The organism is Streptomyces sp. NPDC090021 (assembly GCF_044748225.1).
Lineage (GTDB): Bacteria > Actinomycetota > Actinomycetes > Streptomycetales > Streptomycetaceae > Streptomyces.
This window is the reverse complement of sequence record NZ_JBIVFO010000016.1, coordinates 80,555-99,851: the sequence shown is the minus strand read 5'-3', so window position 1 is coordinate 99,851 and position 19,297 is coordinate 80,555. Positions and strand designations below refer to the sequence as shown.

The 19,297-nt window shown below is 70.4% G+C and carries 19 protein-coding genes; 10 read left to right on the top strand and 9 right to left on the bottom strand.

Annotated elements, in window-relative coordinates:
• Positions 1–207 precede the first annotated feature (207 nt).
• Together ACIPXC_RS15250 and ACIPXC_RS15245 are read right to left on the bottom strand one after the other, a co-directional pair.
• Positions 208–1,419 (bottom strand): cytochrome P450, encoded by a 1,212-nt coding sequence (locus ACIPXC_RS15250; RefSeq protein ID WP_401617417.1) that lies wholly within the window; start codon positions 1,417–1,419, stop codon positions 208–210.
• Between the two features lie 31 nt (positions 1,420–1,450).
• On the bottom strand, positions 1,451–2,293 hold the full coding sequence (locus ACIPXC_RS15245) for a bifunctional 2-polyprenyl-6-hydroxyphenol methylase/3-demethylubiquinol 3-O-methyltransferase UbiG (protein WP_037920718.1): 843 nt from the start codon (positions 2,291–2,293) through the stop codon (positions 1,451–1,453).
• 450 nt (positions 2,294–2,743) lie between these two features.
• Here ACIPXC_RS15245 and ACIPXC_RS15240 point away from each other — a divergent pair, with 450 nt between their 5' ends.
• Together ACIPXC_RS15240 and ACIPXC_RS15235 are read left to right on the top strand one after the other, a co-directional pair.
• Entirely contained in the window at positions 2,744–3,763 is a 1,020-nt protein-coding gene (locus ACIPXC_RS15240) for an amino acid--tRNA ligase-related protein (RefSeq protein WP_401617414.1), read from the top strand.
• Entirely contained in the window at positions 3,760–5,289 is a 1,530-nt protein-coding gene (locus tag ACIPXC_RS15235; protein ID WP_401617411.1) for a condensation domain-containing protein, read from the top strand. Before ACIPXC_RS15240 ends, ACIPXC_RS15235 begins: the two co-directional genes overlap by 4 nt.
• Positions 5,290–5,345: 56 nt before the next feature.
• On the opposite strand, the gene ACIPXC_RS15230 is transcribed toward ACIPXC_RS15235, so the two are convergent.
• Complete coding sequence (locus tag ACIPXC_RS15230; protein ID WP_401617408.1) at positions 5,346–6,599, bottom strand: MFS transporter; 1,254 nt, start codon at positions 6,597–6,599, stop codon at positions 5,346–5,348.
• Positions 6,596–7,837 carry an acetyl-CoA carboxylase biotin carboxylase subunit family protein gene (locus tag ACIPXC_RS15225; protein ID WP_106967573.1) on the bottom strand — a complete coding sequence of 414 codons (1,242 nt, stop codon included), beginning with the start codon at positions 7,835–7,837 and terminating at the stop codon, positions 6,596–6,598. Before ACIPXC_RS15225 ends, ACIPXC_RS15230 begins: the two co-directional genes overlap by 4 nt.
• 333 nt (positions 7,838–8,170) lie before the next feature.
• On the opposite strand from ACIPXC_RS15225, the gene ACIPXC_RS15220 reads away from it, so the two are divergent.
• Entirely contained in the window at positions 8,171–9,211 is a 1,041-nt protein-coding gene (locus ACIPXC_RS15220) for a LuxR C-terminal-related transcriptional regulator (RefSeq protein WP_401617404.1), read from the top strand.
• A 67-nt stretch (positions 9,212–9,278) separates the two neighbouring features.
• On the opposite strand, the gene ACIPXC_RS15215 is transcribed toward ACIPXC_RS15220, so the two are convergent.
• From ACIPXC_RS15215 to ACIPXC_RS15205, 3 genes are read right to left on the bottom strand one after another with little or no spacing between them, the layout of a single operon-like run.
• Positions 9,279–10,343: a branched-chain amino acid aminotransferase gene (locus tag ACIPXC_RS15215; protein WP_401617401.1), complete on the bottom strand. Its 1,065-nt coding sequence runs from the start codon at positions 10,341–10,343 to the stop codon at positions 9,279–9,281.
• A 5-nt stretch (positions 10,344–10,348) separates the two neighbouring features.
• Positions 10,349–11,590, bottom strand: coding sequence for an acetyl-CoA carboxylase biotin carboxylase subunit family protein (locus ACIPXC_RS15210; RefSeq protein WP_401617398.1), 1,242 nt, complete (start codon positions 11,588–11,590; stop codon positions 10,349–10,351).
• Positions 11,591–11,624: 34 nt separating this feature from the next.
• Positions 11,625–11,783: a hypothetical protein gene (locus tag ACIPXC_RS15205; protein ID WP_401617396.1), complete on the bottom strand. Its 159-nt coding sequence runs from the start codon at positions 11,781–11,783 to the stop codon at positions 11,625–11,627.
• A gap of 221 nt (positions 11,784–12,004) precedes the next feature.
• Here ACIPXC_RS15205 and ACIPXC_RS15200 point away from each other — a divergent pair, with 221 nt between their 5' ends.
• The 3 genes from ACIPXC_RS15200 (at position 12,005) to ACIPXC_RS15190 (ending at position 13,552) form a co-directional block, all read left to right on the top strand.
• Positions 12,005–12,322 carry a hypothetical protein gene (locus ACIPXC_RS15200; protein WP_401617393.1) on the top strand — a complete coding sequence of 106 codons (318 nt, stop codon included), beginning with the start codon at positions 12,005–12,007 and terminating at the stop codon, positions 12,320–12,322.
• Between the two features lie 153 nt (positions 12,323–12,475).
• A complete protein-coding gene (locus tag ACIPXC_RS15195) occupies positions 12,476–13,234 on the top strand; it encodes an ATP nucleotide 3'-pyrophosphokinase (RefSeq protein WP_401617390.1) in 759 nt (252 codons plus the stop codon).
• Positions 13,235–13,402: 168 nt separating this feature from the next.
• On the top strand, positions 13,403–13,552 hold the full coding sequence (locus ACIPXC_RS15190; protein WP_401617387.1) for a hypothetical protein: 150 nt from the start codon (positions 13,403–13,405) through the stop codon (positions 13,550–13,552).
• Between the two features lie 119 nt (positions 13,553–13,671).
• Here ACIPXC_RS15190 and ACIPXC_RS15185 read toward each other — a convergent pair whose 3' ends face one another.
• Positions 13,672–14,823 (bottom strand): DUF4190 domain-containing protein, encoded by a 1,152-nt coding sequence (locus ACIPXC_RS15185; protein ID WP_401617612.1) that lies wholly within the window; start codon positions 14,821–14,823, stop codon positions 13,672–13,674.
• Positions 14,824–15,540: 717 nt separating this feature from the next.
• Here ACIPXC_RS15185 and ACIPXC_RS15180 point away from each other — a divergent pair.
• Positions 15,541–15,864 carry a hypothetical protein gene (locus ACIPXC_RS15180; RefSeq protein WP_401617384.1) on the top strand — a complete coding sequence of 108 codons (324 nt, stop codon included), beginning with the start codon at positions 15,541–15,543 and terminating at the stop codon, positions 15,862–15,864.
• A complete protein-coding gene (locus ACIPXC_RS15175; protein WP_401617381.1) occupies positions 15,861–16,082 on the top strand; it encodes a hypothetical protein in 222 nt (73 codons plus the stop codon). Before ACIPXC_RS15180 ends, ACIPXC_RS15175 begins: the two co-directional genes overlap by 4 nt.
• A 340-nt stretch (positions 16,083–16,422) precedes the next feature.
• Here the strand turns inward: ACIPXC_RS15175 and ACIPXC_RS15170 are convergent, their stop codons facing one another.
• Positions 16,423–16,995, bottom strand: a complete 573-nt coding sequence (locus tag ACIPXC_RS15170; RefSeq protein WP_401617378.1) for a TetR/AcrR family transcriptional regulator — start codon at positions 16,993–16,995, stop codon at positions 16,423–16,425.
• A gap of 97 nt (positions 16,996–17,092) precedes the next feature.
• Between ACIPXC_RS15170 and ACIPXC_RS15165 the strand changes: the two genes are divergently transcribed.
• A complete protein-coding gene (locus ACIPXC_RS15165; RefSeq protein WP_401617375.1) occupies positions 17,093–18,661 on the top strand; it encodes a carboxylesterase/lipase family protein in 1,569 nt (522 codons plus the stop codon).
• A 334-nt stretch (positions 18,662–18,995) separates the two neighbouring features.
• Positions 18,996–19,259, top strand: coding sequence for a hypothetical protein (locus tag ACIPXC_RS15160; protein ID WP_401617372.1), 264 nt, complete (start codon positions 18,996–18,998; stop codon positions 19,257–19,259).
• Positions 19,260–19,297: the final 38 nt, after the last annotated feature.

The following is a 19,297-nucleotide window of genomic DNA, read 5'->3' as shown; positions in this document are numbered from 1 at the left end:
ACGGCTGCCCGTAGCCGGGCGGCGGGCGCACCGCGCGCACAGGGCCTCCCACCCGTGGGTACGGGTGGGAGGCCTTGGCCGTTGTCCCGGGCGCAGCACCGGTACGGAGGCCGGTACGCGAAAGCGAGGGTTCCGGGTGGACCGCCGATGACGGCGGTCCACCCGGAACCCTCGCGACGCAGGACAACGGTGTACGGATGGCAGAGGTCAGAGCCCCACGGCGACCCGTTCCCACACCGTCCTGCAGAACGCGGCCGACCGGTCGGCCGTGATCGGGCCGACGGGCCGTCCCGCGGTCCACTCGGCGAATGCCGCGATGGCCTCGGTGAGGGTCACCCGGGCGATGCCGGCACCCAGGCAGAAGTGGTGGCCCGCCCCGAAGGACAGGTGCGGGCGGTCCCGTTCCCCCTCCACCGGGATCCGGAACCGGTCCGGGTCCACGAACACGGCGGGGTCCCGGTTGGCCGCAGCCACCACGAGGGCCACCCGTTCACCGGGCCGGACGGTCGCCCCGGCCACGTGGATCGGCTCGGTCGCACTGCGCGGCACGAAGTGGAACGGGGCGTCGTACCGGAGCGCCTCCTCGGCCACCTGACCGGCGTCGATGCGCCCCCGGTGCAGCCCGTCGAGTACGTCCCCGGCCTCGTCCAGAAGGCTGACCAGCGCGGAGCCGAGGCTCGCCGCGACCGGCTCGATGCCGCCGGTGAGCAGCTGGGCGTACAGGGCGGCGCCCTGGCGCGGCTCCAGGTCGAGGAAGGCCTGGATCTGCGGGGGGCCCTGTCCGGCCCGGGCCATGGGCAGGATCACCGTACGCAGGTAGTCCTGGAGTTCGCGGATCGCCGCACGGGAGCGGGGCGCCCGGTCCGGTTCGCACTGCGGTACGCCGATGAACTCGATGATGTCGGAGGACCAGGAGAGGACCGACTCGCGGTGCTCGTCGTCGATGCCGAGCAGCCGGCAGGTCACCGACACGGCGAGCGGATGGACGAAACGCCCGAGCAGATCGGTGGTCCCGGGATCGCAGTCGGCGAGCAGCTCCCGCGCCTCCCGCGCGATCCGTTCGCGCAGGGGGCGGACGCCGGCGGGGCGGTAGCCCGGGCCTGCCGCAGACCGGATCCGCGTGTGTGCGGGAGGGTCGGTGAACATGGGCCACGCGTCGAAGAAGTCCACCACGTCCTGGATGCCGGCGCGGGCGGAAACGTCGAGGTCCCCGAAGAAGCCCGCTCCGATCCGGGCCGACAGCCGGGAGTCCCGGAGCAGGGCGTTGACCTCGCGGTAGCCGGTGGCGTACCAGCATTCCGTTTCGGCGTCCCACCACACCGGCGCCTGCTCGCGCAGGCGCCGGTAGTGGGGGTGGGGGGCGCGGGCGAACTCCTCCGACAGCAGCGACAGCGGCTCGGCCGCCAGTGTTGCGCGCATGATCAGTTCAGCTCAGCTCGATGCCGGGTCATCAGGCCGGGCGGCGGCTGACGACGAAGAGGTTGTTGCCGCGCGGGGCGATGCCCGGGGTGGTGCGCAGCCGGTTCTCCATCTCGAAGATCCGGTCGACGTTGTCGTCGGCCAGGATGTCCACCAGCTTCTCGGTGGAGCCGTGCAGCTGGGTCTCCTGGTAGCCCGGGTAGATCAGGTTCGGGAAGCCGGAGACCACCGCCAGCTCCAGGCCGGCGGCCGCGTGCATCTTCTCGATGCGCTCGAGGTCGAACAGGTGCATGTCCGGCATCTGGGTGGTGAAACGGCCGCGGCGGCCGAGGGCCTTCTCGGCCTCGTCCAGGTTGCCCACGCTGATGTTGAAGAAGGCGGTGTGCCAGACGCTCGGCAGGAACGACACGAGCAGGCCGCCCGGGTTGAGCAGACCGGCGATGTCGGCGATGACCTTCTCGGGGTCGGCGACGAAGCCGAGAACGTTGTGGAAGTTGAAGGCGAGGTCGAACGTCTGGCCGTCCAGGGTCTCGGAGACGTCGGCCAGGTCACCGCGGACGAACGAGACGCGGTCGGCGAAGCCGCGGCGCTGGGCCTTCTCCTCGGCGACGCCCAGCATTTCGGCGGTCAGGTCGAAGGACGTACCACGGCTCGTCGGCGCCTGCTCGGCGAAGAAGGTGGTCCAGCGCCCGGTGCCGCAGCCGGCGTCCAGGAAGCGGAAGCCCTCGGGCAGCCGCGAGAGCACCTCGTCCTTCAGGGCAGCGGCCAGCAGCCGGTCGGACAGCATCCAGTACGGCTGGAGGTCGACGTCGTCGTAGGCCTCGGCCTTCACGGAAAAGTAGTCCTGGACCTCGGCGAGCAGGGTCTCGGTCATGAAAGGTATCTCCTCTGAAGGTGATGCGTTGCTCCGGCACGGCCCACCGCGACACGAAAAGTGAAATGGCCGACGCGGCACCGCAAAGGCACGGTCTGACGGCGCGGGACACGAAGGGCACGCGGAAACTCGGCGAATCTTCCGCCGAAGGGGCCCTGCCGAAGGATGATGACGTGAATGTATCCCCGGACTTGTGCGGCAATCAACGACGGAATACGTCCCGGGGCAGGCACCAAGCTGCCACGAACATAGCTGCCACCCATATCACTTGGCCCGCCGAGACCGCGCCGACATATTGGTGAGCGGGGGAATCGTCCTGTCTCCATCACCGGGACCATTCGCGACATCCGTGCGCGACTCTCCCTCCCGATCACTACGTATGCCAAGACGGCGCCGGAGAACCCACGAGATCCTCCGGGCGGCCGGTCTGCCAGCGAACAGGAAGAAAACATGAGCCTCAAGAACGACTTCTCCCACGGCGGATGGCGTCCTTCGGCGGACCGGTTCCTCGAGATCGTGGACCAGCCGCTGTTCCGGACCCTGGTCGACCTCCAGGACCTCGTGACCACCCGGACGACCTCCTTCTGGAGCGAGCGCGGCGTCAAGTCCGTGCACCTGCCGATCACCACGAACAGCATCTCCAGCCCGATGGGCCTGGGCAGCGACTCGCTCCCGGTGGAGATCGACCTGTTCGGCGAGCGCACGTTCCTGGCCGACTCGATGCAGTTCATGCTGGAGTACGGCTGCCGGCTCAGCCGCAACGGCGCCTGGTACCTGATGCCCAGCTTCCGGGGCGAGGACGCGGACGAATCGCACCTCAACCAGTTCTTCCACAGCGAGGCGGAGCTGCCGGGCGGCCTGGAGAACTGCATGGACGTCGTCGACGCGTACGTGCGTTCGCTCGCCGCCGGTGTCATGGAGAACCTGTCCGAGGAGATCCGTGAACTGGCGGGCTCCACCTCGCACATCGAGCAGATGCTCGCCATGGACACCTTCCCGCGCCTGACCTTCGACGAGGCGGTGGCCCACCTGGGCAACGACCCGTACGCGGTGGAGCAGCACGACGGCTGGCGGACCCTGACCCGGCACGGCGAGCGCCGGCTGATGCAGGAGATCAGCCCGGTGCTGTGGGTCACCCATTTCGACCACCTGTCGGTGCCCTTCTACCAGGCGTACGGCGACGCGGAGCAGCGGACCGCGCTCAACGGCGACCTGCTGTTCGGCATCGGCGAGACGGTCGGCTGCGGTGAGCGCCACGTGGACGGCGCCCGGACCCGCGCCGCCCTGGCGCACCACAACGTTCCGGAGGAGTCCTACGACTGGTACGTGCGGATGAAGGAGGGCGCGCCGATGCACACCTCCGGCTTCGGCCTCGGTGTCGAGCGCTGGTTCATGTGGGTGCTCAACCACAAGGACATCCGCGAGCTCCAGCTCGCCCCCCGCCTCAACGGCGTGGCGCTCACCCCGTGACCCGACCGCCTTCCTGGCGCGGGACCGATCTCACCACCAGGATCGCGGAACTGGCCTTCGAGGTACTGGAGGTACCGATCGGGTCCGGCACCGACCTGGCGGAGGCCGGGCTCGAACCGAGCGCTGCGATCCGGCTGGCGGCCTGCGTGTACGAGGAGTTCGGCCTCCGCCTGTCCGTCGCGGACATCTACACGGGACGGACGCCCGGCCGCATCGCGGCCGGGCTCTGCCGGCCGGGGGCGGGAGGCGGAGCCCCCACCCCCGGCCGGTACCTTCCGCACGTGGGAGCGGAGTCCGGGCGGCCCGCCGATGTCGTGTCCCTCGCCTATACGGGCACCGGGGACCTCGGGATCGACCCGGGCCGCCTGACCACGGCGCTGAGGATGGTGGCCGCCCGCCAGGCCGCCCTGCGCACCCCGCCCGGCGAGGCGGGGCACGACGCCCACCGATCCGCGGTCCTGCCGGACTGGGACCGGCTGGGCGTCGACGTCGTACCCGTGCCGGACGCCGGCTGGGAGGCCCTGCAGCAGGCCCGCGACCTCGCCGCGGCGGGAGCCCTGGAGGGGCTCGACACCGTCCGTGGCCCCCTGGTGCGCTGCGCCCTGTACACCTGGAACGGCGGACGTCTGCTGGCCGTCCATCTGCACCGCAGTGCACTTGACCCCTGGTCGCTGGACGCCTTCGAGCGCGAGCTCGAGAGCGCCTACGCGGCCGCCCGTCCCTCGGACCCCGAGGGCTCCGGACGGGCGGCCTGCGCCGTCCACCCGTCGGCGGGCGGCACCGAGCCCCGGCCCGCGGTGGCCGACTGGCAGCAGCGGCTGGCGGCGCTTCCCCCGATCGCGTGGCCGGCCGGAGCACCGGACGAAGCCGAGGACGGAGACGAGGACGGCGGCGCCGACGGCGGCGAGGACCGCGGCGACGTGGTCGAGTGGGCCGTCCCGGTCGACGACGTGCTGCTGGGGCGGCTTCGTGCGGCGACCCGCGCCCTGGGCGTGTCCCTCACCTCCCTGGTGCTCACCGCGTACGCCCGTGGTCTGGCGGAGTTCACCGGGCAGCAGGGGTTCCGGGTCGGCCTGGTGGTCTCGGGCCGGGTGGAGCCGTGGCAGGAGCCGACGCTCGGCCGCCGGGTGCTCACGCTCCTCGTCCACGTGCGGGGCGTACCGGGCGAGTCGCTGGTCTCGCTGGCGCGGCGTTGCGACCGGGAGCTGCTGTTCTCGGCCGATCACGGGTGGTACGGCGACACGTCGGCACCCCTGCTCCAGGCGACCCTGTGCGTGGAACCGGGCGAGCCGGCCAGGGGTTTGCGTCTCGGCACGTCGCTGCTGGCGCCGGCACACCTGCCCCGCTCCGCCCCCTCCACCGACCTTGCCGCTGAGCTCCTGCGGGCCGACCGGCCCGGCGGCGCACGGCAGTTGATGCTCACCGCGGACCCGTCCCGGCTCGGGGCGCGGGGCCTGCGCCGGCTCGCGGGAGCGATCCGTACCGCGCTCATGGAGCTGGCCGTGGAGGCCGTGGCCGAGGTCTGAAGCGGGGGCAGGACGAAGTCCTGCCCCCCTTCGGACCGCTTCATCCCGCCCCGGCGTCAGACCGCTTCGGGCTGCCGCGTCGGCTCCGCGGGCTGCGTCGTGCCGGACAGCCGGAGCACCCAGGCCAGCAGTGCGGTGGCCGCGGTGGTCACCGCCGCGACGAGCACCCAGGTCCGGGCCATGCCGTGGTCGGCGAGCAGACCCGCGGCAAACGGCCCGGCGGTGAACCCCAGCGAGGTGGAGATCCCGAGGAGGGCGTTCGCCCGCCCCCGGTCGGCGCTGGTCGCGGCGGCGTTGACCAGGGTCGGCATCGCCATGGAGTAGAAGGCCGCACCCACGGAGGCCACCGCCACGCCCGCACAGATCGAAGTGAGCATCACGACCCGGGACCCGGCCTCGAGCGCCCCGAGCAGCACGACCCAGAACACCATCCAGGTCAGCGCGGCGATCGCCAAGGACACCCGGTGCGGGGTGCGCTTGACCACCGGCATCAGGGCGATCTGTGCGATCACGGCGAAGGCGGTGTCCGCCAGGCAGATCAGCGCGATGTCCGAGGGGCGGACGTCCGAGAGCGCGACCAGCACGGCGGGAATACCCGACTCCAGCTGTGAGTAGCCGATGGCGAACATCAGGAAGGCGACGAGCAGCGCCGCGAGCAGCGGCCGGTTGGCCAGCACCCGCAGGTAGGAGGACTGCCGCACGTGCTCCTCCGGCTGATTCGCCGGGGCCGGCAGGCGCCTGCCCGCGACGACGGTGATCAGCCCGGCCAGGACGAAGGTGATGGCGTCGGCCAGATAGACGACCTGGAACGTCCACAGGTGCTCGATGCTGACGACGATCCCGGCCAGGATGCCGCCGATGCCGAGCGCCGCGTTGGCGACACCGAAGGAGAACCCGAACACAACCGGGTGCCGGTCGGCTTCCACCGCCTCGGCGAACAGCCCGTGCCAGACGCTGGTGCCTCCCACGCCGAGCCCGAAGACCGCCCCGGCCGCAAGGGCGTGCCAGGGCGCCGTGACCCACGCGTACAGTCCGGTGCCGGTCGCGGCGAACAGCAGCGCGGTGAACACGGTGCGTACGCCGCCGAACCGGTCGGCGGCCCAGCCGGCCACCAGCCCTCCGGCGAACGCGGTCACGGAGGTGAGGGCCATCGCGCTGGTGGCGACGGAGATCCCGAAGCCGCGCCCCTGGACCAGATAGATGACGAGCAGCGGGAGGACCAGACCGGACCCGAAGGACGTGACCGCTCTGGCCAGCAGCAGCAGCTTCGCCGGGGCGGGCAGCTCCCGGAAGTCCTGGACGACGGTCATGCGGCGGCCCCGTCGGCGGGCGTCGTCTCGAGGACGAGGGCGGATTCGAGGACGAGGACCCGCTCGGTGAACTGCTCCTCGCTGTCGGCGCCGATGACCAGGGTCATGCCGGGCGCCAGGCTGTTCGTCCAGACGACGTCACCGACACGGGCGGTCCGGTCGACGTCCAGGACGTACGGGAACGCGCTGATCTCGGCGTCCGCGGGCTCGCGGGTGATACGGCCCGGCGTACGGGGGGTCAGCATGACCCAGCCGATGTACGGGTGGGGCGGCTCGGACAGTGGCTGCGACCGCCGGTCCGGGCTGACCAGGGACTCGGCCCACACCTCGCGCAGGTCGGCCCCGCGGGCCCGGAAGGCCTGGGTGGTGCCGCCGCCGCCCGGACGGGTGGCGATCTCGGAGAACCACAGGCTGCCGTCCGGGGAACGGAACAGCTCGGTGTGCGTGATGCCGTCGGTGATCTCCAGCGCCTCGTTGACCCGGCTGTGCAGTTCCTCGACGGCCGCGTACAGCTCGGGTTCGCGGGCTGCGGGGAGCTGGATCGCGCCGTTGAGGTGGCCGGGGTCGTCGAGTTCGATCCGGGGGCGCAGGTACCTGCTGACGGCGAACTCCCAGGCCTTGCCGTCCACCCAGACCGCGTCGACGTGGAACTCCTCGCCGTCGATCATCTGCTCGGCCATGAATTGACCGTCCGCGGCGTTCACCGCGAGCCAGGCCTCCAGTTCCCGGGCCGTCCCGACCCGGGCGGTGCTGACCACCCCGGCACCGGCGACGGGCTTGACCACGGCCGGGAATCCGATCTCCCGCTCAACATGGCGGGCAGCCGCCCCCGGGTCGCCGGACGGGACCGTGGTGAAGCGCGCGGTGGGCACGCCGAGCCGCCGGACCGCGGTCTTCATCGCGCGCTTGTCGCGGACCTGGACACTCTGGACGATGGTGGGCCGGCCCAGGCCGAGCAGAGCGGCCAGGTACGCCGCGGCGAACTGGCCCCGCTCGCAGACGCTCAGCACCCGGTCGAAGGCCAGTCCCTCCTCCTGGAGACCCGTGACGAGCAGGGCCAGTTCGTCCATGGCCTCGAAGCTGTCGATCCGGATCAACCGCTCCAGCCGGCCGGTGATCCCGGGGTCGAGATGGCGGTGCTCGGCCTCCCAGGCGTCGATGAGCAAGACGACGTCCACGCCGCGGGACAACAGGGCCTCGATGGCGCCCACTTCCCAACGACAGACCAGATACCGCATGAAACACCTCGTGCAATCTTCCGTGGGCGGGACCCGCCGATGCCGCCCCGGACAGGGAGATGCATACCGCGGATTTCTCTTCCGATATCCCACCCCTACAGATGTGAATTCCGTGAACAAATTGTCGTGGCGGGATTATCGGGAACTCAATCGATCCGCCGGGCAGCTTGGGGACTGGCACCTTGATGTCACCTCACACCGCACCCCTACCCTTCCGATCAGGGGTGATCACACTCTGTGACGACCTTGAACATGGCAGCACCTGCGGGCTACAGTTCCTCGGCGGTGCGATGCCCTGAATCGACCACCCAGGGCTGAAGAAAGAGAATGTAAATGATCTTGGAGCGCCTCGGGGGCGATGCGGCGGATTCGACGGATTCGGCGGACCCCGTACTCGAATGCCTCGGCCTGACCCGGCTCGCGGAGTCGATGTACCAGCTGCTGCTCCAGCGTCCCGAATGGGACACGCCCGAGCTGGCCGTGGAACTCGGCAGCACCGAGGAGGCGGTCGAGGCGAGCCGCGCCGAGCTGGCGGCGCTGGGCCTGATCTGGCCGTCCCACGAGAACCCCGGCCGCATGGTCGCCATACAGCCGAACCTGGGCCTCGGCGCGCTCATCGCCGAGCGGGAGGCCGCGCTCCTGAAGGAGCAGCACGAGCTGCAGCAGGCACGCACGGCGATGATGAACCTGATGCGGGAGCGGGAGGCCGCCCAGGGCGCCCGCGAGACCGGCGAGATCGAGTACCTGCGCAGCCTCGACTCGACCAGGAACCGCATCGCCGAGCTCTCCAAGGACGTACAGTCGGAGATCCTCGCGCTGATCCCCAAGGCCGGGCTGTCACCCGAGAGCCTGGAGGCCAGCCAGAAGCTGGACAGCGAGGTACTGGCCCGCGGGGTGTCGCTGCGCACCCTGTACCTGGACAGCGTCCGCAACCACCCCGCCACCCAGCAGTACGCGGTCTGGCTCACCGGTCTCGGCGGTGAGATCCGCACGGTGCCCACCCTGCCGATGCGCATCATCGTGATCGACCGCAAGACGGCCATCCTGCCCATCGACCCCAAGGACAGCCGCGCCGGAGCGGTGCTGATGCGCGAGGAAAGTGTGATCGCCGCCGTCATCGCCCTCTTCGAGCGGCTGTGGGAATCGGCGCTCCCGCTCGGCACCTCGGGGCAGCGCGACGACCAGGGCCTCACGGCGCAGGAGCGCGAGCTGCTGCGCATCCTGGCCTCCGGGCTGACGGACGAGGCGGCGGGCAAGCGGTTGGGGCTCTCCCTGCGCAGCGTCCGCCGGGTCATGGCGGACCTCATGACCCGGCTGGAGGCGCGCAGCCGCTTCGAGGCCGGGGTGCGCGCCGTGGAGTGCGGCTGGCTGTAGGCGAAGGCCGACGGCGCCGGACCCCCTGATCGAGGGCCCGGCACCGCACGGGCTCACGGCCTCGCGTTCAGCCGGCCGGTGCCGCACCGGCCGCCGCGTGTACCGGAACCGGGCGCATCCAGCCACGGGGGTCCTGCTGGACGCCGTACTGGATGGCGGCCAGCTCGTCCCGCAGCATCGTGGTGATCTTCCCCGGGCGCCCGTCGCCGATCCGGACACGCCCCTCTGCCGTGGTCACTCCGCCGATGGGCACCACCGACGCGGCGGTGCCGCAGGCGAACGCCTCCGTGACCTTCCCGTCGCCGGCCGTCAGCTCGTCCAGCGCGACGGGCCGTTCGACGACCCGCACGCCCAGGTCCGGCGCGATGCGCAGCAGGCTGTCCCGGGTGTTGCCGGCCAGGATCGTCCCCGAGAGCTCGGGAGTGACCAGGAGTGGAGCGCCGTCCTCGTCCCTGGTCACACAGAAGAAGTTCATCGCACCCAGTTCCTCCACCCAGCGGCGCTCTTCCGCGTCCAACCACAGCACCTCGTGGCAGCCCTGGGCCACTGCCTCCGCCTTGGCGGCCAGGCTGCCCGCATAGTTGCCGGCGCACTTGGCCGCCCCCGTGCCCCCGCGGGCGGCACGGATCTGGTCGCTCGCGCACCACACTTCGATGGCCTGGTAGCCGTCAGCGAAGAAGTGGTCGACGGGGGAGGCGATGACGGCGAACAGGTACTCCAACGCCGGCCTGACGCCCAGCGAGGGCTCCACTGCGATCATGAACGGGCGCAGGTACAGGCTCTGCCCGGGCCCGCGCGGCACCTGGTCGGCGTCCGCCCGGACCACCGTCTCGCACGCCTCGACGAACAGCTCCTCGGGCAGTTCGGGCATGGCCAGACGAGCGGCGCTGCTGTTGAAGCGCTCCGCGTTGACCCCGGGCCGGAACAGGGCGAGTGAGCCGTCCGGCTGCGGATAGGCCTTGAGCCCCTCGAAGATCGCCTGGCCGTAGTGCAGGGCCATGGCGGCGGGGGACAGGGCCAGCGGACCGTGCTCGGTCAGCTCCACGCCGGACCATCCCGCCCCGTGGATCCACCGCGCGACCGCCATGTGCTCCGTGAAGTGCCGGCCGAAGCCGAGCCGTGCCGTGCTCACCCGGCTCACTGCCCTATCACGTAGGACGGCAGCAGCGCTGCCTCCAGCTCCGCGGCCCGCCGGCGGAACTCGGCCTCGCTGTCCGCGCCGAGGACCAGCAGCGTGCACCAGACCGAGGGGTGCAGCTCGCCGATCTCGGAGCCGACCGGGCGGCTGCGGACTGTCTTGAGCACGTACGGGAAGCGGGAGATGAGTTCGTCGGACGGATCCTCCAGGATCCGTCCGGTGCCGGCAGGCGCGAGGTTGATCCACCCGATATAGGGGTACGGCGCCGTCTTCACGGGCAGCTCCTCGCCGGGCTCGCCCAGGGCCGCGGCGATCCACAGCTCCCGCAGGTCAGCACCCTGCGGCCCGAAGCTCTCCGGGATGGCGCCGCCGGCGAAACGGGTGGCCATCTCGGAGAACCACAGCTCACCGTCCGCTCGCCGGAAGATCTCCAGGTGGGTGATCTCGTCGGTGATGCCGAAGGCGGTGTTGATGCGCTCGTGCAGCTGCTCGATCTCCTCGTACAGCGCGGCCTCGCGGTCGCGGGGGAGGAGGATCGAGCCGTTGTCGCGGCCCGGCGTCGTGACCGTCATCCGCGGGCGGAGGTACCGGCTGACGCCGAAGACCCGCGCCTTCCCGTCCGCCCAGACCGCGTCCACGTGGTACTCGTCACCGTCCAGGACCTGTTCGGCCATCAGGAACTTGACCGTCGCGTCACGGCCCGCCTCCCGCAGGGCCTCGGTGAGCTGCGCCGCGTCCTCGGCCTTGAAGGTGTCGACCGAGCCCAGGCCCGCGGCCGGCTTCACGATGACCGGGAACCCGAGCTCCTGCTCGACCTGCCGGACCGATCCCTCGATGTCCCGGGTGGACAGGGAGACGTAGCGGGCACAGCGGATGCCGGCCTGCTGGGCGCGGTCCTTCATCGCGCGCTTGTCCCGCATGAGCACGGAGGTCTCGACGGCGGGCAGCGCCAGGCCCAGCAGCTGTGCCAGGTAGGCGGCACCGAACTGGCTGAACTCGGAGAGACTGAGCAGCCGGTCGATCTTCACACCGTTGGAGCGGATGTCCACGGCCAGCTGCGCCAGCTCGTCGAGGGCGTCGAAGCTGCGGATCACGTAGTGGCGGTCGACCCGGTCCAGCAGCTTCTGGTCGATGCCCCGGTTGGCGGCCTCCCACTCGTCGAATACCAGGGTCACAGAGGCGCCCCGGTCGAGTACGGCCTCCAGCGTGACCCGGTCCCATCGGCACACCAAGACATTCATTTGCTTCTCCCTACGTCCTTCTCGCGATGCCGGATCAGTCCCAGTTGAGGCTTCTCAGAGGGGTGGTGGCCACGCCGGCCGTGGTCTCGGCCGACGCGGAGTTCACCGTGTCCCCGGCTCCGAATTCGGCCGCCCCGAACGCGACGGCGACGAGCGCGACAAAGACGGCAACGGCATTCCCGACACACTTCATGTGCAGCTTCCCCCGTGGTTCACTACCGGTATTCGGCCGGATCGTTTTGCGTTCCGGCCCGATTTCCCCTTGTGGTGATCCTGCATGAGGAGCCGCGGCGGGCCCAAGGGATGTGGCTGGCAGCATGGAGTCTGGCACCTTGGTGTCACTCTGCTGCGGGCCCTCGCCCAGGGGCTCGGCGGTTGCCGGGACCCGCATCGTTGCCCGTGCTCCCGCGGGAGATGCCGACATCCGTAGGCGAGAACTGCGCCGCCCGCGCGTACGGCAGCGCGGCGTCGCCCACCTCCGTCAGGGTCACCTACCGGCCGAACCGGTCGAGCAGCCGGTGCCCGAGCGGGCGAGGGCCGCGGCGGCCAGGCGGCGCGGAGCTGAGCGCGGGCGAGTGCGGCGCCGACTGGAACTTCACCGCCGCCGACGTGTGCATTCAGGAACTCGCCGTCGTGCCCGCCCTGAGCGACTGGACCGGCAACCACAGGAACAACTGCTCCAACGGCAACGTCATCGACCACTCGGGAACCTCGATGCCGTCCGGCGACTGACAGACAGCGCGGTCACCCGACACGACGACCGAGCGCTGATCCCGGTGACGACCGTCCAGAGCTGTGCCCGGAACCGCCCAGACCGCCGTAACCGGGTGGACACCCAACGGGTTGCACCCTGCGCAAGATCATCGTCGGCGTGAAAGCAAGCTCATGACCAACAGCACGACCACCACTCCCGCCATCGGCCGAAGCCTGCTCCCGGCCGCGTTCGCCACCGCGCTGATCGTCGGATCCGGGGCATCGGCAACCGCCGCGCCCGGCGACGACGGCTGGAAGGGGGAGGGCGGGCTCACCCTGAGCACCACGGACAGCGCCAGGGTCGACGCCTACCTCGACCGGGCGAAGGCTGCCGAACGGTCGATCAGCGTGGACGTGCGCACCGCCGCGCTCGCGTCGGGCGCGGAGCTGGTCGGCTTCGAGTACCGCCTCAAGTCGCCCGACTCCCTCAAGCGGAAGGTCGCCACCTCCCTCAAGGAGCACCCCGAGCGGAACGTGGACACGGTCCTTCAGGGCTTGGGCGACGCCGTCCGCTACACCCTCCAGTGGCCGGAGGGCACCTACACGGACGGCGTCGCCACCGCGTCCACCCTTCTGTCCGCCTGGGGCAACGACAACACCAAGTGGTCCAACACCTGGGGCCGGACCAACGGCTACAAGGGCCTCAACACGGGGTGGCGAGCACCCGGCTCCGGGCAGCTCTTCGAGGTCCAGTTCCACACCCCTGCCAGCAAGCACGCCCAGGAGGTGACCCACCTCCTGTACGAGGAGCAGCGCCTGCCCTCCACCACCCCGGCCCGGAAGAAGGAACTCCAGGCCCAGCAGGACGCCGTGTTCGCTGCCGTTCCCCTGCCCCCGGGTTCCGACAGGCTGACCAGGACCACGCCTCTGCCGGTCCCGGGGACAAGTTGAGAGAACGAGGGCACGCCGCCAGGAACCCGACGCCGGATCCTGTCGGAAGCCGCCGGAGAAGAACAGCGAGGACCTGATCGGCATCGCCGATTTCCCCTCGCGAACCGGGTGCAGCATCGCAGTGGAAACCGGTTGCACCGCCGAACCTCCTGGTTGTGCGGTCGAACCATGTTCAAGGACCCCAGGGCCGATGACCTGGCCGTTCTCCAGGCGGCGCTGACGTACACCACCGAGGATTCCGCGCTGGTCGACGCCTTGCACGACTGGTTGGAAGCCCAGCTCGGCGACCACGGCGCGCACGCCGAGTCCGGCCACTGAAGCGGATGAGAGAAGAGGGGCAAGCGCGCGGCCGGCCTCTGGGGTCATGAGCCTGGCCGGCGCGCACCTCGTCGGCGCGATCGTCGTGGCCCGCCTTGCCGGTGACGTCGTCGCTCCGCCTACGCTCGTCCGCCCCCCGCCCCAGTGGTCGGCAGCCCCAGTCCGGTGCGCACTCGTGTCACATCCTCCTGGATCGGGTGTTCGTCGACCTTCGCCAGGGCCTTCCGGAGCTCGTCCACGTTCTTGGCCGCGCCCGCGTCCACCCAGTCAGGCCGGGAAGCGCGGAGCTTCTCCGCCAGGGCTCTGGCGGGACCGCGGGCGGCGGCGGGGAGTTGCGCCTGCTCCAGGAGGCGAGCGGTCTCGTCGATCGCGCCGGGCATCATGCGGGCCCACTCGCGGGCACCGGCCAGGTCCTGGGCCGGACTCTTCGGAGGACGACTCAGCAGAGCGGTGCTGAGCGGGCGGATCGCCGTCAGATAGGCGCGCTGCCCCGGCTCCATCGCGGCGAGATCCTGCTGTATGGAGGCACTCGTCGAGTGGCCCGAGCCCGACACCCAGCACACCACGGTCCGTCGTCCGGCCTGCCAGCCCTGCTCGTCCGGGTGGTAGAAGAACGTCTTCGTGCCAGGCTGGGCATCGGGGTCGGGGATGTAGTCGAGCAGCAGCGGTACGCAGCGGGTGCGCGCCTGGGCGGCGACGGCCTCCGTACCGGGGAAGGCTGCCGGCCCGTCGATCCGGGTGATGCCGTAGACCTCGCCTTCGTGCGGCCGGTCGCAGGGGATCAGCTCCACGGCGAGGTTGGCCATGGGGTCTCGGTCCCCCTTGGGAAGTCCGCTCCCCGGTGTGAAGCAGTCGCCCTCCCGCAGATCGAGCACAGTTGCCGTGCTCCGCTGCTCGACCTTGCCGTCCGTACCCCGGTCGGGGGAGGAGACGGTCCACACCCGGAAGTCGGCGAAGGCCATCAGCAGCGCGGCGATCACGATCACCGACGCGGACACGGCGACGCCTGCGATGGCCAGGCCCCGGCCTCGCTGGGGTCTCCCTCGGCGGGCACCGCCTGATATCTGGACCAGGGCGACGATCCCGAGCACCAGTCCGAGTGGGGTGAGGCACACGGTCAGGGACAGCACGAGGGCAGCGACCGCGAGTCCGTTGAGCGTGGGAACAGGACTCGGCTGCGACAACCAGGGGCCGCCGCCGTGCGTACCGTACGGCGGAGGTCCCGGCTGCTGCGGCGGTGTCGGTCCCGTCGACGGTGGGGGTACGGACATCTGCGACTCGCTCTCTCTCAGGGGCACGCGGATGACAGCCACGCCAAGGAGCTCCGCTCAGGGTTCCAGGCAGGCTGTGTCGGCACCCGAAGGCTGCCGGAGCCACCCCTACGTGCACATCGGCAGGGACCTGGTCTGCCCCGTCGTCTGTGACAGTTCAGGGGTCTCAGCGCAGTACGCCACGGGCCCCACCAGCCGCTCCGCACCACGTCCGGGATCGGGACGTGATGCGACCGTTAGCGCCGCCGCTGTCACGAGCACGGCTCCGAGTGCACAAGGCCAGGCGGCCACGCCCCCAGAAACGGAACTGACCTGAGACGGATTGTGGCAGCTCCCACTCACGCAATCACTGCCGGAGCCCGGCAAAATCCCGAGCCACTCATGCCCGCCGACCCCTACTTTCCCTACCCCTTCGACATCAGTAGCCTGCGCAGGAGCCGCATCGGAAAATGAGCAGGGCGACCACGCGGACCTCGAAGCGGAATACCCCGCGGCCCACATCAGCCACTGGCGGACCCATCGCCGAAGGGCTGTCCCGTAATCCCCGGTGGATCAGCGCACGGCGTCAGATGCGGTGCATCGCAAGGCGGAGGAGCGTCCCCATACTGGGCGTATTCGGGCGTTCCGACAACGCAGCGAGGTGCCGTAGCTGGCGTCGTGCGCCCGCCGGGGATTGCGGGACAGCCCTGAGACGCACTCACCTTAAGGAAGCACCCCATGAAGTGGCAGTGGATCGGCCTGATCGCCTTCTCCCTCACACTGCTGCCCGCCGCAGTGGCGATGACCGCCGATCGGGTGCCGCGGCGCCTGCGGAACAGGCTGGCACCCGTGCGGCCGCGCGGCTGGGCCCTCCTGCTGATCTACGCCACCGCACCCGTCAATGCCGTGCCCCGACTCGCCGGAGCCTCCCCCGACATCACTCTGGCCTGCACTCTCGTCGGCGGCGGGCTCGCAGTGGCCGGGTGCCTGGTACTGGGTGTTGCCACCCTCCGGCGCCCTCACCGTTCCCCGGCCGCACCTCCTGAAGGGGCCTGGCGTTGAAGCCGACCGCAGCCTCCCTGCCGCGTCTGTGGCGCGAGGCCGCATCACTGGTCGCGTGGTGGGCAATGATCACCCTCACCCTGTGGGTCCTGGGCCGGATGCTCGGTGTGCCGACAGCACTCGGTCCGTGCGCGGCATCAGCGGCTCTGATGGTCGTCATCGGAGAGGCCGGCGACTGGACACGTCGGCACTGGAAGTCGCGGCGACGCGGAGCCTGAGCAAGTCCGCACCCATGACGCCTCCGGCACGGCGGTGCCACAACGTGCCGGTAGAGGCGGTAACCAGCGGTCAGCAAGGGACTGTCCAAACCCCTCCCGACCAGCACCGAGGGTAGTATTTCTGCAGTTCAGAGGCCATGTAGCAGCTCAAGTGCCGGGTGATTCCCAAGCTTGTAGCGCGGGTTCGATTCCCGTCATCCGCTCCACGACAAAGCCCCAGGCCGGCGACCTGGGGCTTGTTTGTTGCCTAGACCCATCCGGACCCGCATGCCATTCGCGAACCACAAGTGGCCTCACCACGAGGCGGGTTGGTCTCCGGTCGACACTCACTGCGATGGGGTCAGTGCGCGATCCTCGCCAAGGCCTGAATGCCTTCGAGCACCTCAGCAGCCGTGGGCGCGCCGGCCGGGTCGCTGAGGCACTGGAACATCACACCCGACACGAGCGCCAGTTGTACGGTCCCGAGGGTGCGGACGGAGGTTTCCGCCACGTCCTCTTCGCGGACGCCGTCCAGGATGGCCGCCATACCGCGCCGCCCCTGGGCGGTGCCGTCGGCCAGGGCGGGTCGCAGCTCCGGCTGGCGCCGGGCCTGCATGAACAGCTCCACCGAGGCCAGCCACAGGTCAGGGTGCGCGCCGAAGTCCTCGATCAAGCCCTCCCAGATGCGCTCGAAGTGCGCCCGGGTGGAGCCGTCCGCATCAGGGACCAGTGCCCGGCCCATCGCATCGCCCCACTCGTCGAGGATCTCGAACAGGGCCTGGTTGAGCAACGTCTCCCGTGAGCCGTAGTGGTAGCCGACGGCGGCCGTGCTCACGCCGGCGGCCGTGGCGATGTCACGTACGGAGGTGCGGTCGTAGCCCTTTTCGCGCAGGCAGGCCTTTGCGCTGACGAGCAGGGCTTCACGGTTTCCCATGCCCGGAGCCTAGCGCCCCTGTGATACGAACGTCTCACACGATCGAGTTATACATACGTATTGCACGATCGTTTCACTCTGTCGTAGCGTTCGGGGTATGAGACGCACCAGGAACGTTTCCACGAGGTTCACGGGCGCCGCGCTGACACTGGCCACGCTGAGCATGGGCCTCGGGCTGGCCGGCCCTGCGCAAGCGGCAGCGGGCAGCAGCGATGCCGGTACGGTCGTCGCAACCACCGGCGGCACCGTGCGCGGCACCGTCGACGGCAGCGGACTGCGCAGCTTCCAGGGCATCCCGTACGCCGCCCCGCCCGTCGGTGACCTGCGCTGGGCCCCGCCCCGGCCCGCAGCGGCCTGGACGGGGGTGCGAGAGGCGACCGCGCCGGGATCCTCTTGCGCTCAGCCGGAGGGGCTCCCCATCGGAGTCCCCAGCGAGGCCGAGGACTGCCTCTATCTGAACGTCACCGCCCCGGCGCAGCAGACCGGCAAGCGGCCGGTCATCGTGTGGATCCACGGCGGCAGCCTGATGTTCGGCAGCGGCGACCTCTACGGTCCCGAGCGGCTGGCCTCCGAGGGCGCCGTCGTCGTGTCGGTCAACTATCGGCTCGGCGTCATGGGCTTCCTGTCCCACCCGGCGCTGGGGACCTCCGGCGGCCTCGGCCTGGAGGACCAGCAGGCCGCGCTGCACTGGGTCCGCGCCAACGCGGGCGCCTTCGGGGGCGATGCCCGCAACGTGACGATCATGGGCGAGTCCGGCGGCGGCTACAGCGTCTGCGGCCACCTCGCCTCGCCGAAGTCGGCCGGACTGTTCGACCGTGCCATCCTGCAGAGCGCGCCCTGCGCCACGGGCGGCTCCCGCACGCGGGCGGAAGCAGAGGCCGAGGCCGAGGCCACCGTCACGCGCCTCCGGGAGCTGAAGGCGTGCGATGCGCACGAGGACGCGGGGGCCTGCCTGCGCCGCACGGACCCGGGCACGCTCATGAAGGCGTACGGGACCTGGAACGAGCCGCGCCCTATCGCCGGTACGGACCTCATGCCGTTGACCCCCGCCAAGGCATTGCGCACAGGCAAGTTCAACCGCGTCCCGGTCCTCATCGGGGTCAACCACGACGAGGAGCGCGGCCGGATCCTCGGCCAGGAACTGATGGGTGGTCCCATGCCGCCCGAGGCGTACGAACCCCAAATCCGCAAGGAATTCGGGGAGCAGGCCGATGCCGTCCTGGCGCGCTACCCACTCAGCCGCTTCGGCTCGGCGGGTGAGGCCCTGGCTACCGTACTAACCGACCACACCTGGTCGGTTCCGACGCTGGACACCGCCCGGCTGCTGTCGCAGTGGACACCAACCAGGATGTTCGAGTTCAGCGAGCGCGAAACGCCCGCGTGGGCGGGCGCCCCGCAGCTCAGTTTCGAGCTCCGCGCCTCGCACATGTCGGAGCTGCCCTACCTCTTCGACCTCAAGCTGCCCCTGTACGAGAAGCTTACGGAGACGCAGCAACGCCTCGGCAAGCGGATGACGCGCACCTGGGCGAACTTCGCCGAGTCCGGGAAGACGGACTGGCCCAGCTTCCGCAGCGGGGGCTACGTGCAGTCGCTGACCTCGGGGCCGTGCAAGCGTGCGGAGTTCACCAAGGACCACGACTACGCGTTCTGGAAGAGCCTCCGCTGAGGGGCAGCGCACGGCTCGTGCCCCATCCGTGCCCTTCAGACCGGTGAACAGCGGTCAACACGGGCCCCTCGCACACCCCGGGAATGCGCTACCGGTCCGCTGTTTTCGCAGGTCAGGAACTACCTCGACGCCCAACGCCGAATGGCATCTCGCCCCGCGCGCTACCCGAGATGCCCGGCCAAGAGGTCGGCGAAGCGTGGTACACCGGCCTTCGCAAGGCGGGTGATGGCATCGGCAATCGCGACCGGTGGATTCTGCCGCGTCACTATCCGGCATGGATTCACAAATTTGCCACGCCAAAGACGGCAGCCAATCACTGCCCCGGGAGCACCACTTGCCGGCACCGGATCGAGGGCTCGCCCGCCACACCGGGAGCGGCGGGCGAGCCAAGCCCGGCCCGGCGAGCCGAGCCTCGGAAGCCGCGGCCGGGGAAGAAGCCCGCAGGCAGCAGTCATCCGAGCGGATCCGTGGGGAGCACGCCAACGCCGGGCACAAGCAAAGGCGGTCCCTCCAGCGGTACATCGGACGCCGCGAGGACGACGACGAGACCCGCCTGGCGATCGCCGGCCTCGTCTCCAGCCGCGCCGCAGAGCGGTGATCACCCACCAGCCGACCAGCCAGGTCGGCACACCCCAA

What these genes read in the sequence shown, in the direction of transcription:
- ACIPXC_RS15230 (WP_401617408.1), bottom strand. Translation starts at nt 6,599, where the DNA reads ATGACCGTCGTCCAGGACTTCCGGGAGCTGCCCGCCCCGGCGAAGCTG.
- ACIPXC_RS15220 (WP_401617404.1), top strand. Translation starts at nt 8,171, where the DNA reads ATGATCTTGGAGCGCCTCGGGGGCGATGCGGCGGATTCGACGGATTCG.
- ACIPXC_RS15170 (WP_401617378.1), bottom strand. Translation starts at nt 16,995, where the DNA reads ATGGGAAACCGTGAAGCCCTGCTCGTCAGCGCAAAGGCCTGCCTGCGC.
- ACIPXC_RS15180 (WP_401617384.1), top strand. Translation starts at nt 15,541, where the DNA reads ATGAAGTGGCAGTGGATCGGCCTGATCGCCTTCTCCCTCACACTGCTG.
- ACIPXC_RS15240 (WP_401617414.1), top strand. Translation starts at nt 2,744, where the DNA reads ATGAGCCTCAAGAACGACTTCTCCCACGGCGGATGGCGTCCTTCGGCG.
- ACIPXC_RS15195 (WP_401617390.1), top strand. Translation starts at nt 12,476, where the DNA reads ATGACCAACAGCACGACCACCACTCCCGCCATCGGCCGAAGCCTGCTC.
- ACIPXC_RS15205 (WP_401617396.1), bottom strand. Translation starts at nt 11,783, where the DNA reads ATGAAGTGTGTCGGGAATGCCGTTGCCGTCTTTGTCGCGCTCGTCGCC.
- ACIPXC_RS15190 (WP_401617387.1), top strand. Translation starts at nt 13,403, where the DNA reads ATGTTCAAGGACCCCAGGGCCGATGACCTGGCCGTTCTCCAGGCGGCG.
- ACIPXC_RS15245 (WP_037920718.1), bottom strand. Translation starts at nt 2,293, where the DNA reads ATGACCGAGACCCTGCTCGCCGAGGTCCAGGACTACTTTTCCGTGAAG.
- ACIPXC_RS15225 (WP_106967573.1), bottom strand. Translation starts at nt 7,837, where the DNA reads ATGCGGTATCTGGTCTGTCGTTGGGAAGTGGGCGCCATCGAGGCCCTG.
- ACIPXC_RS15165 (WP_401617375.1), top strand. Translation starts at nt 17,093, where the DNA reads ATGAGACGCACCAGGAACGTTTCCACGAGGTTCACGGGCGCCGCGCTG.
- ACIPXC_RS15200 (WP_401617393.1), top strand. Translation starts at nt 12,005, where the DNA reads ATGCCGACATCCGTAGGCGAGAACTGCGCCGCCCGCGCGTACGGCAGC.
- ACIPXC_RS15185 (WP_401617612.1), bottom strand. Translation starts at nt 14,823, where the DNA reads ATGTCCGTACCCCCACCGTCGACGGGACCGACACCGCCGCAGCAGCCG.
- ACIPXC_RS15250 (WP_401617417.1), bottom strand. Translation starts at nt 1,419, where the DNA reads ATGCGCGCAACACTGGCGGCCGAGCCGCTGTCGCTGCTGTCGGAGGAG.
- ACIPXC_RS15210 (WP_401617398.1), bottom strand. Translation starts at nt 11,590, where the DNA reads ATGAATGTCTTGGTGTGCCGATGGGACCGGGTCACGCTGGAGGCCGTA.